11 protein-coding genes and 1 pseudogene are annotated in these 10,531 nt (G+C 71.4%); 7 read left to right on the forward strand and 5 right to left on the reverse strand.

What is annotated here, in order from left to right; translation table 11 throughout:
• Positions 1-65: 65 nt before the first annotated feature.
• Positions 66-1,508 (reverse strand): LCP family protein, encoded by a 1,443-nt coding sequence (locus ACKOQ4_RS06925; RefSeq protein ID WP_526290202.1) that lies wholly within the window; start codon positions 1,506-1,508, stop codon positions 66-68.
• Positions 1,509-1,641: 133 nt separating this feature from the next.
• On the opposite strand from ACKOQ4_RS06925, the gene rfbD reads away from it, so the two are divergent.
• Genes rfbD through manB form a run of 3 tightly spaced genes read left to right on the forward strand, consistent with a single transcriptional unit; the run spans position 1,642 to position 4,459 of the window.
• Positions 1,642-2,481: a dTDP-4-dehydrorhamnose reductase gene (gene rfbD / locus ACKOQ4_RS06930; RefSeq protein WP_526290204.1), complete on the forward strand. Its 840-nt coding sequence runs from the start codon at positions 1,642-1,644 to the stop codon at positions 2,479-2,481.
• Positions 2,478-3,359 (forward strand): glycosyltransferase family 2 protein, encoded by an 882-nt coding sequence (locus ACKOQ4_RS06935; RefSeq protein ID WP_526290186.1) that lies wholly within the window; start codon positions 2,478-2,480, stop codon positions 3,357-3,359. Before rfbD ends, ACKOQ4_RS06935 begins: the two co-directional genes overlap by 4 nt.
• Positions 3,356-4,459: a mannose-1-phosphate guanylyltransferase ManB gene (manB, locus tag ACKOQ4_RS06940; RefSeq protein WP_526290188.1), complete on the forward strand. Its 1,104-nt coding sequence runs from the start codon at positions 3,356-3,358 to the stop codon at positions 4,457-4,459. The genes ACKOQ4_RS06935 and manB overlap by 4 nt, the downstream gene beginning before the upstream one ends.
• Here the strand turns inward: manB and ACKOQ4_RS06945 are convergent.
• From ACKOQ4_RS06945 to cofD, 3 genes are read right to left on the reverse strand one after another with little or no spacing between them, the layout of a single operon-like run.
• Entirely contained in the window at positions 4,437-4,976 is a 540-nt protein-coding gene (locus tag ACKOQ4_RS06945) for an NUDIX hydrolase (protein ID WP_526290190.1), read from the reverse strand. The genes manB and ACKOQ4_RS06945 overlap by 23 nt on opposite strands.
• Positions 4,973-6,334, reverse strand: coding sequence for a coenzyme F420-0:L-glutamate ligase (locus ACKOQ4_RS06950; protein ID WP_526290192.1), 1,362 nt, complete (start codon positions 6,332-6,334; stop codon positions 4,973-4,975). The genes ACKOQ4_RS06945 and ACKOQ4_RS06950 overlap by 4 nt, the downstream gene beginning before the upstream one ends.
• Positions 6,331-7,323, reverse strand: a complete 993-nt coding sequence (cofD, locus tag ACKOQ4_RS06955) for a 2-phospho-L-lactate transferase (protein ID WP_526290194.1) — start codon at positions 7,321-7,323, stop codon at positions 6,331-6,333. The genes ACKOQ4_RS06950 and cofD overlap by 4 nt, the downstream gene beginning before the upstream one ends.
• A 267-nt stretch (positions 7,324-7,590) precedes the next feature.
• Here cofD and ACKOQ4_RS06960 point away from each other — a divergent pair, with 267 nt between their 5' ends.
• Positions 7,591-7,911 (forward strand): WhiB family transcriptional regulator, encoded by a 321-nt coding sequence (locus ACKOQ4_RS06960; RefSeq protein WP_526290196.1) that lies wholly within the window; start codon positions 7,591-7,593, stop codon positions 7,909-7,911.
• A gap of 2 nt (positions 7,912-7,913) precedes the next feature.
• On the opposite strand, the gene ACKOQ4_RS06965 is transcribed toward ACKOQ4_RS06960, so the two are convergent.
• Positions 7,914-8,339 carry a metallopeptidase family protein gene (locus ACKOQ4_RS06965; RefSeq protein WP_526290206.1) on the reverse strand — a complete coding sequence of 142 codons (426 nt, stop codon included), beginning with the start codon at positions 8,337-8,339 and terminating at the stop codon, positions 7,914-7,916.
• Between the two features lie 158 nt (positions 8,340-8,497).
• Here ACKOQ4_RS06965 and ACKOQ4_RS06970 point away from each other — a divergent pair, with 158 nt between their 5' ends.
• The 3 genes and pseudogenes from ACKOQ4_RS06970 to ACKOQ4_RS06980 all read left to right on the forward strand — a co-directional run.
• Positions 8,498-8,899 carry a DUF3499 family protein gene (locus ACKOQ4_RS06970; protein WP_526290198.1) on the forward strand — a complete coding sequence of 134 codons (402 nt, stop codon included), beginning with the start codon at positions 8,498-8,500 and terminating at the stop codon, positions 8,897-8,899.
• 23 nt (positions 8,900-8,922) lie between these two features.
• The gene (locus tag ACKOQ4_RS06975) at positions 8,923-10,314 is read left to right on the forward strand and encodes a phosphomannomutase/phosphoglucomutase (RefSeq protein ID WP_526290200.1); all 1,392 of its coding nucleotides are present in this window, start codon (positions 8,923-8,925) and stop codon (positions 10,312-10,314) included.
• Positions 10,311-10,531 (forward strand): annotated as a pseudogene (locus tag ACKOQ4_RS06980) (TobH protein); the annotation flags it as partial. The gene ACKOQ4_RS06975 and the pseudogene ACKOQ4_RS06980, both read left to right, overlap by 4 nt.

The raw sequence follows: 10,531 nt of genomic DNA on the forward strand, positions 1-10,531 counted from the left end.
GCCCATCCGGTCGGCAGCCGAGCCGGCGGACAGCAGCGGGTCCAGCAGCGCGTCGGTCAGGGTCGTCAATTGACGCACTTGGGATCGTCGGATCCCGCCGTGATCACCGGCGACGGCGGCGGCGCGCCGTCGGGGGCCGCCTCGGCGGCGGCGTCGGAGACCGTCGCCGAGGCGGGCAGCGTGCCGTCCAGCCCGGAGCCCGGTCCCTCGTAGTCCTCGGCGAGCACCACCCGCACCGTGCCGGCCGGCACCGACGGGTCGGCTTTGACCGGAAGTCCGCCGAGCTCGCCGGCGACCTCCTGCGCGCCCAGATCGTCGGCGGTGGCCGCCAGCACCTGGCTCTCGGTGATCGTCGTCGCCTCGTTGTTGCCGACCGTCCCGCCGGTGAAGCCCGCCGCGCTCAGCCGCTCCGACACCGAGCCGGCCAGGCCGTTGATGTCGGTGTCGTTGACAACGTCGACGGTGGTCTGCTCGCGCGAGTAGGTGATCTTGGCGGTCTTTCCCTGGTCCTGATCCTGAAGCAGGCTCTTCACCCAGTCGCGCACCTGACCGGGGTCGACCGTGACCACCGATTGGGTGCCGTCATCGCTCCATCCGTCCTCGGCGAGCACCGGGATGGTGGCGAAGGCCACGTTACCGCCGGCCAGGCGCTGCAGCTGCTTGAGAAAATCCATCACATCCCAGCCCGAGGAGATCACCACCGAGCGCTGGATGGCGCTCTGCAACCGGTTCAAGGTGGCCGGGCTCTTCAGCGTCTTGCCCGAAATCACCTGGTGGGCAAGCGAAGCCATCACCACCTGCTGGCGGACCACCCGGTCGAGGTCGCCGCGGGGCAGATCGTGTCGCTGCCGGACGAAGCTCAGCGCCTGCGGTCCATCCAGACGCTGCCAGCCGGCCGGGAAATCCGCACCCGAAAGAGGCTCGTACACCGCGTCTTTGAGGCATACCTCGACGCCGCCCAGGGCGTCGGTGATGAGCGAGAAACCCAGCAGGCCGATCTCGGCGTAGTGGTCGACGGTGACACCGGTGAGGTCGGCCACCGTTTTGATCAGCGCGTTGCGTCCCGCCTCGACGGCCTGCGGCTCGGCCTCGGCCGGATCCATACCCTGGTTCTCCACCAGTTCCTTCATCCGGTCCAGCTTGACCTGCCCGTAGACGCCGTTGATCTTGGTCTTGTCCAGTCCGGCGGCCTGGACGTAGGAGTCGCGCGGGATCGAGATCGCGGTGGCCGAGCGGCCGTTGTCGGGGATGCGAACCAGGATGATGGTGTCGGTGTTGGTCGCCGCCTCGTCGCCGGCGTGCAACTCGGCCAGTTCCTGTTCGGTCAGCGGGTTGCCGTGCGCGTCGGTGCGGCTGTCCATGCCGACCAGCAGGATGTCGGTGGCGCCGTCGTCGGCCCGGCCGCCCAGCAGCGCGGTGGTGAAGTGGAAGATGCCGGACTCGAAGTTGCGCACCGATCCCCACGCCACCCCGGTGCCGAGCAGGATCGCCACCGCCAGCAGCGCCATGATGGTGCGCGCCAGCGGGCGCGAGTGTGTCACTGCCGTCACTTCCGTCTCATCTGACACCAGCCCAGGCTACTGGTGACCCGGGCGCATCCCCGGTAGCCCAAACCGGCGTGCCAGACTCATCGGCGTGCGGATGGTGATCACCGGTGCCGGCGGCCAGGTGGGTCGGGCTCTGACCGGCGGGGCGGCCGGCCGGGGTTACGACGTGGTCGCCCTGACCCACCGTGACCTGGACATCACCGAGCCCGAGCAGGTCCGGCGACACGTCGGCGCGGGCGATGTCGTGGTCAACTGTGCCGCGTTCACCGACGTCGATGCCGCCGAGTCCGATCCGCGGGCGGCCCATGCCATCAACGCGGCCGGGCCCGGAATCATCGCCCGGGCCTGCGCGGCGGCCGGAGCACGCCTGGTGCACATCTCCACCGACTACGTCTTCGCCGGGGACCTGCGCCGTCCCTACGAGATCTCCGATCCGTGCGGTCCGCTGAGCGTGTACGGGCGCAGCAAGCTCGACGGCGAACTGGCGGTCCACGCCGAACTGCCCGGGGCCCACGTGGTGCGCACCTCATGGGTCTACACCGGCGGCAGCGGCACCGATTTCGTCGCGGCGATGCGGCGGCTGGCAGGCACCGACCGCACGGTGGACATGGTGGCCGACCAGACCGGGTCGCCGACCTATGCCCGGGACCTGGTCGCCGCCCTGCTCGAGGTGGCCGGCGGGACGATCCGGGCGCCGCTGCTGCACGTCGCCAACGCCGGGGCGGCCAGCCGCTTCGAGCAGGCCCGCGCGGTCTTCGAACTGCTCGGGGCGGATCCGCAGCGGATCCGGCCGGTGGGCACCGATGCCGTTGCCCGCCCCGCCCGCCGCCCGGTCTACTCGGCGCTGTCGATGGCCGAGTCGGTGCGCGCCGGTCTGACCGCCCTGCGGCCGTGGCGGGACGCCCTGGCCGCGGCGCTGGCGGTTCCGCTGTGAGCAGCGGGCCGGCGCTGAGCGTGGTCACGGTGAGTTACTCGTCGGGCTCGCACCTGGACCGGTTCCTGTCCTCGCTGACGGTGGCCACCGACCTGCCCGTGCGGGTGATCATCGCCGACAACGGGTCCACCGACGGCGCCCCCGAGGAGGCCCTCGAACGCTACCCGGGTACCCGGCTGCTTCGCACCGGGGGCAACCTGGGCTACGGCACCGCCGTCAACCGCGCGGTCGCGGACATTCCCGCCGAGCAGGAGTTCGTGATCGTGGCCAACCCGGACGTGGTGTGGGGCCCGGGCAGCATCGACGCGCTGCTCGAGGCGGCCGCCCGCTGGCCGCGGGCCGCGGCGCTGGGCCCGCTGATCCGCGACCCGGACGGCGCCGTGTACCCGTCCGCGCGCCACCTGCCCAGCCTGGTCCGCGGCGGCATGCACGCCGTGGTCGGGTTCGCCTGGAAGGGCAATCCCTGGACCAGGTCCTACCGGCAGGAGCACGTGCGGCCCAGCGAGCGCCCGGTGGGCTGGCTTTCCGGGTCCTGTCTTCTGCTGCGGCGCCGGGCGTTCGACGACGTCGGCGGATTCGACGAGCGCTACTTCATGTACATGGAGGACGTCGACCTCGGCGACCGGCTCGGCCGCGCGGGCTGGCTCAACGTCTACGTTCCGGCCTCGGAGATCCTGCACGACAAGGGTCACTCGACCGGCCGCAATCCGGCGCGCAACCTGCGCGCGCACCACGACAGCACCTATATCTACCTGTCGGATCGCCACACCGGCTGGTGGCAGGCGCCGTTGCGGTGGACGATGAAAGGTGCGCTGCGGGTCCGGGCGCGTGCGGCGGTGCGGAAGTCCCGCCGCGAACTGGCGAGAGGGACGAGATGACCGAATCCGGCGACGGGCCGCGCGTCGACCCGAAGAAGGTGGACGCCGTCGTGCTGGTCGGCGGCAAGGGCACCCGGCTTCGGCCGCTGACGCTGTCGGCCCCCAAACCCATGCTCCCCACCGCCGGGCTGCCGTTTCTGACCCACCTGCTCTCCAGGATCGCCGCGACCGGCATCGAGCACGTGGTTCTGGGCACCTCCTACAAGGCCGAGACCTTCGAGGCCGAATTCGGCGACGGCTCCAAACTCGGGCTGCAGATCGACTACGTCACCGAGGAGCACCCGCTGGGCACCGGGGGCGGTATCGCCAACGTCGCCCCCAGGCTTCGCAACGACACCGTCATGGTGTTCAACGGCGACGTGCTCTCCGGCGCCGACCTGGGTGCCATGCTCGCCACCCACGCCGAGCGTGACGCCGACCTGACCCTGCACCTGGTCCGGGTCAGCGATCCGCGCGCCTACGGGTCGGTCCCCACCGACGGCGAGGGAAACGTGTTGGCGTTCCTGGAGAAGACCGAGGATCCGCCCACCGATCAGATCAACGCCGGCACCTACATCTTCAAGCGCGGCGTGATCGACCGCATCCCGCGCGGCCGGGAGGTGTCGGTGGAACGCGAGGTCTTCCCGGCGCTGCTGGCCGACGGAGCCAAGGTGTGCGGGCACGTCGACATGTCCTACTGGCGCGACATGGGAACTCCGGAGGACTTCGTCCGCGGCTCGGCCGACCTGGTGCGCGGCATCGCCCCCTCGCCGGCACTGGCCGGCCAGCGCGGGGAGAGCCTGGTGCACGACGGGGCCTCGGTGGCCCCGGGAGCGCTGCTCTACGGCGGGACAGTGGTCGGACGGGGAGCCGAGATCGGCGCGGGGGTGCGACTGGACGGTGCGGTGATCTTCGACGGCGCCCGCATCGACCCCGGGGCGGTGATCGAGCGCTCGATCATCGGGTTCGGTTCGCGGATCGGCCCGCGCGCACTGATCCGCGACGGGGTGATCGGCGACGGGGCCGACATCGGGGCGCGCTGCGAACTGCTGCGCGGCGCCCGGGTGTGGCCCGGAGTGATGATCCCGGACTGCGGGATCAGGTACTCGAGCGACGTCTAGCCGCGGCCACCAGTTGCGCCAGCCCGGCGTCGAACTCGCCGGGCGCCGCGTCGAGCGGCCACCACCGCAGGTCCAGCGACTCCTCGCTGATCACCGGCTCGGCCCCGTCCGGTGCGTGGGCCAGGAACTGCAGATCCAGGTGCCGGGTCGGCACACCCAGCGAGCAGGTGACCGGGTGGACGTGGATCGCCGCCAGCCGCGGGTCCAGCCGCAGATCCCCGATGCCCGACTCCTCGGTCGCCTCCCGCAGCGCGGCGGCGGCGATGTCGGGGTCGGACTGCTCGCAGTGGCCGCCGAGCTGGACCCAGCGGCCGAGGCGGGGATGCAGGGTCAGCAGCGCCCGGTCGCGGCGGATCACCAGGGTCGAGGCGGTGATGTGGCCGGGGACGCAGGACCTTTGGCAGCCGTCGGGACGCGCCTGCAGGAAGGCCAGCACGCAGTGCCGCAGTGCGTCCTGATCGGGGTTCGGGGCGCTCCAGTCGGTCAGCTCGGCCACGACCGAGTCGTGCAGGCTCACCGCCGCACCAGAAGCTCGCCCGCCGGGGCCGGATCGCGAGGACCGTTCTGTTCGATCGGGTAGCCGATCGCTATGGCGCCCAACGGTTCCCAGTCGGCGGGCAGCTGGAGAGCCGAACGCACGACGTCCGCGGCGAAGATGGTCGACCCGATCCAGCAGCTGCCCACCCCGCGCACCGCGAGTGCCACCAGCAGGCCCTGCACCGCGGCGCCGACCGCGACGGTGAACATGGTGTGTTCGGCGGCGGTGCGCGCCGCGTCGGGGTAGTGGTGCGCGCCGTCGGGCACCATGAACGGGATCAGCACCTCGGGGGCGTCGTAGAGGATCTGCCCGCGCGCGACCCGCCGTTCGATCGCGTCGGCGGGCTTTCCGTCGCCGGCCAGGTCGGATCGCCAGGCCTGCCGCATCCGGTCCAGCAGTTCGTCGCGGCGGGTCCGGTCGGCGAGCCAGACGAACCGGGCCGGCCGGGTGTGATGCGGCGCCGGCGCGGTGAGCGCCTCGGCGACGGCGGCCTCGATCACCTCCGGTTCGACCGGCCGGTCGGCGAACCGCCGCACCGAGCGGCGCAGCAACTGGGCCTGCCGGTGTCCCAGTCCGATGGCCTCGTCGGTGCCGAGCCAGAACAGGTCGTCCGCGCCGCCGCGCGTCAGCCCGGCCGCCGTCGACCCGTCGTCGCTCATCGCCAGTCCGCGCACCACCGCGACCGCGACCCCGGTCAGTTTGCCCTTGACCAGATCGGCGGCCGCGGCGACCTCGTCGGCGACGGCGATCTCGGTCACCAGCAGTTCGTTGCCGTGCCGGTCGTGGGTGCCGGCGTAGCTGTGCAGCACGGGCAGGCCCGCGCTGCCGATGGCGGCGTCGGTCTGGCCGTTGCGCCAGGCCCGGCCCATCGTGTCGGTGATGACCACCGCGACGTCCACTCCCGGGCTGTCGCGCAGCGCGGCGCGCAGCGCGGCTGCGCTGGCGTCGGGGTCGGCGGGCAGCAGCGCCAATTCGGTTGGCGCGACGTTGGATCCGTCCACCCCGGCCGCCGCTTGGACCAGGCCGTGCCGGTTCTCGGTGATCAGGGTGCGGCCCTTGCGGGCGAGCACGCGGACCGCCTCGGTCTCGATCAGCGCGCGCCGCAGATCGTCGCGCTCATCCGGGTCCGGCGGCGCGGCCACGATGCGGCCTTCGCACTTGGAGACCACCTTGCTGGTGATGACGACGATGTCGCCGTCTCGCAACCACGGCGCCGCCGCGCCGATGGCCGCGGCGAGGTCGTCGCCGGGCCGGAACTCGGGAAGCCCGGTGACGGGCAGGATCTCGACGGGTGCGGCGGTTCCGTGGTCGCCGCCGGACGGGCGGGGGTCCGTCACGGCCCGACCCCGGCCAGTTCGAGTCCGGCCCGGACCATCGCGGCGGTGGCGTCGGGGTTCGACATCAGCAGCGGAACCGACTTGACCGTCACACCCGGCACGTCGGCGTCGTCGCCCTCGTGGACCAGCCAGTAGTCCAGCAGTCCGGTGGCCGACCGTGCGCCATAGTGCCTGCCGACGGCCTGCGAGCTGGTCTGCACGCCGATCACCGACAGGCATTCGTCGGCCATGCCGCGCAACGGTCGGCCGGCGACGATGGGGGAGTAGCCGATCACCGGGGCGGCGGTGGATCGCAACGCGCCCCGGATGCCGGCCACGGCCATTATCGCCCCGACGCTGACCACCGGATTGGACGGCGCCAGTATCACGGCGTCCGCGCCGGCGATCGCATCGACGACTCCTGGTGCGGCGCAGGCGGTCTCGGAACCGACGAAGGCAAAGCTGTGAGTCGGGATCTTGGCCCGGTAACGCACCCACCACTCCTGAAAGTGAATGGCCTTGCGCTCGCCGGATGCCGGTTCGGTGACGACGACGTGCGTCTCACAGCGGTCGTCACTGGCGGGCAGCAGCCTGGCTCCGGGCGACCACCGGTGGCACAGCGCCTCGGTCACCTCGGACAGCGGGTACCCGGCCCGCAACATCTGGCTGCGCACCAGATGGGTCGCCAGGTCGCGGTCGCCCAGCCCGAACCAGTCCGGTTGCACGCCGTAGGCGGCGAGTTCCTCCTTGGCATGCCAGGTTTCGTCGCGGTGCCCCCAGCCGCGTTCGGGGTCGATGCCCCCGCCCAGGGTGTACATGCAGGTGTCCAGGTCCGGGCAGATGCGCACACCGAACATCCAGGCGTCGTCGCCGACGTTGACCACGGCGGTCAACTCGTGACCGTCGCCGGATCCGGGCTGCGAGGCGAACCGGCCGAGGCCGAGAAGTCGTTGCACGCCGAGCAGGAACCGGGCGCCGCCGATGCCGCCGGCCAGAACGGTGACCTTCACAGCGCGACCCTATTCCTCGCGCCGCGGCCGCCCGCAGGCGGTCACAGTGACGTAACTCGCTAGACACGCCAAGGCGTCGACACACCGGATCGGATAACAAAAGTGGTAAAGAAATGCCCTCAACGGCTTGACCCGGCAACCTCGGCACTGTCTAATCACAGCAGTGTCATTTCCCGGTCGACCTGCCGGTTTCGGTGTTGCAGACCGTGATTCGATCACATGTTCGAAATGAATAGGCAGTCGCACAGCAAAACCAGAAGGGCTGATATGTCTTACGAGAACTTCCTCGGGGCGCTCGGCGCGGGATCGGCGGCACGGGCGCACCTGAGCGTGGTGCCCGACCTGATCGACGCGCCGCTGACTCCGGACGACCCGCAGTGGCAGGAGAAGGCGCTGTGCGCGCAGACCGATCCGGAGGCGTTCTTCCCGGAGAAGGGCGGCTCGACTCGCGAGGCCAAGCGCATCTGCCTGGGCTGCGAGGTGCGCGACGCCTGCCTGGAGTACGCCCTGGCCAACGACGAGCGGTTCGGCATCTGGGGCGGTCTGTCCGAGCGGGAGCGCCGGCGCCTCAAGCGCGGCATCATCTGAAGTCAGTCGTCGGGGTCCATGCTGGGGTCGATGACTGAGGGTTCGACGCCCAGATAGGTGGCCACCTGCGCCACCAGAATTTCATGCAGCAGATCGGTCAGATCGACCGAGTCCTTCGCCCGCCGCTCGATCGGCTTGCGGAACAACACTATTCGAGCCCGCGTGGCGTCACCGCGGACATCAACTCCAGCCGGGATGAGACGGGCCAACGCTATCGGTCCGTCGGCCACCACCTCCGGGGGCCACGTCACGGTATCCGGATCCCGCGGTGAGATGCGGGGAATCTCGTCCACGGCGACGTCCAGTTCGGCGAGCCGCTCGTGCCAGCGCCGCTCGATCGGCTCATAGGCTTCCAGCACCGCCATGTCGAAGCGCTCCGCCCGGCTGCGCCAGCCCGGCACCGTCGGGGGAAGCAGAGGTCCGCGCATATCGCGTCCGCGCCGTGATCCGCCACCCGTCGGGCCGCCGCGCCGGGAACTGCGGGGATCGGCCATGGACTGCAGATCGTAACGGTTGCACATCGACTCAATCCGGCCCCGCGCGTGTCCGGCGTCACGCGCCGATCCGCCGCGATAGCCTCACCGGCGTGAATGTTCCCCGTCGCTGCAGCCGGCCCGGCTGCGCGCATTACGCGGTGGCGACCCTGACGTATGTCTACGCCGACTCCACCGCAGTGGTGGGGCCGCTGGCGACCGCGCGTGAGCCGCACTCCTGGGACCTGTGCCTCGCGCACGCCGGCCGGATTACCGCGCCCCGCGGCTGGGAGTTGGTCCGCCACGCCGGACCGCTGCCGACCAACCCCGACGAGGACGACCTCATCGCGCTGGCCGAGGCGGTCCGGGAGGGCCGGGTCTCCGGCGGCTCGCCGCGCGCCGGGGTCTCCGAGCCCCGCACCGCCCCCGCCGGGCCGCGCGGCGGGGCCGCGCCCTCGGCGGGATCGGCCCGCCGCAGGGGGCATCTGCGGGTTCTTCCCGACCCCGCCGACTGACTCTCCCGGCTAGGCTGACGGGCATGCCCAGGTCCGCTGCCGACGTGCGCCGGGTGATCAAGGCCTACGACGTCAGAGGGTTGGTCGACTCGGAAATCGACGAGGCTTTCGTGGCCGACGTGGGCGCGGCGTTCGCCCGGCTGATGCGCGGCGAGGGCGGCTCGCGCGTCGTCATCGGGTATGACATGCGGGAGAGTTCGCCGCGGCTGGCGGCGGCGTTCGCCGGCGGCGTCACCGCCCAGGGACTCGATGTGGTGCGCATCGGGCTGGCCAGCACCGACGAGCTGTACTTCGCCTCCGGCCTGCTGGAATGCCCCGGCGCGATGTTCACCGCCAGCCACAACCCGGCCGCCTACAACGGCATCAAACTGTGCCGGGCCCGGGCCAAGCCGGTCGGCGAGGACACCGGACTGGCCGTCGTCCGCCAGGAGGTCATCGACGGACCCGGCCAGGGCTGGACCGGCGCCCGCGGAACCGTTCGCGACCAGGACGTCCTCGGCGAGTACGGCGCGTTCCTTCGGTCGCTGGTCGATCTCCGCGGGCTGCGTCCGATGCGGGTGGCCGTCGACGCCGGCAACGGGATGGCCGGCCACACCGCACCGGCGGTGCTGGGCGGGATTGCCGGACTGAGCGTGCTGCCGCTGTACTTCGAACTCGACGGCACCTTCCCCAACCACGAGGCCAACCCGCTGGAACCGGCCAACCTGGTCGATCTGCAGGACTACGTGCTGCGCACCGGGGCCGACGTCGGGCTGGCCTTCGACGGGGACGCCGACCGCTGCTTCGTCGTCGACGAACGCGGACGCCCGGTCTCGCCGTCGGCTATCACCGCTCTGGTGGCCGACCGGGAGTTGGCCCGGGAGCCCGGGGCCAGGGTGATCCACAATCTGATCACCTCGCGGGCGGTGCCCGAGGTGATCGCCGAGCGCGGCGGGACGCCGGTGCGCTCCCGGGTGGGCCACTCCTATATCAAGGCGCTGATGGCCGACAGCGGTGCGATCTTCGGTGGCGAGCACTCCGCGCACTACTACTTCCGTGACTTCTGGGGCGCCGACTCCGGCATGCTGGCGGCCCTGCACGTGCTCGCCGCGCTGGGCGGTCAGGACCGGCCGCTGTCGGAACTGATGGCCGCCTACCAGCGCTACGCGGATTCCGGCGAGATCAACTTCCGCGTAGAGGATGCGCCGGCCTGTGTCGACGCCGTAGTGAAATCCTTTGCGGCTCAGACTGTTTCAGTCGACAATCTGGACGGAGTGACAGTCGATCTGGGTGACGGCGCCTGGTTCAACCTGCGGACCTCGAACACCGAGCCGTTGCTGCGGCTCAATGTCGAGGCGCGCACCGCCGACGAGGTCGCCGCGATCGTCGCCGCTGCGACCGAGCAGATCACGGCCGGTGCCGGAGCGCGCCGATGAGTTCCGCAGGAACCGTCGTCGACCTCGACGACGCCGGCGGGCTGGCCGAGGCCGACCGCGACGGGCTGTTGCGGGCCTCGGCGATGGCCGGGGCCCAGGTCCGGGCGACCGCCGCCGCCGTCGAGGAAGGCGCCCTGGCGCAGCTGGACGGCGCGCGGCCGCGGACCGTCATCTGGCTGGCCGGCCGCGGCCCGGCCGAGGCCGCCGGCGCGATGCT

The sequence above is a fragment of the Mycobacterium sp. genome, assembly GCF_046095365.1.
Lineage (GTDB): Bacteria > Actinomycetota > Actinomycetes > Mycobacteriales > Mycobacteriaceae > Mycobacterium.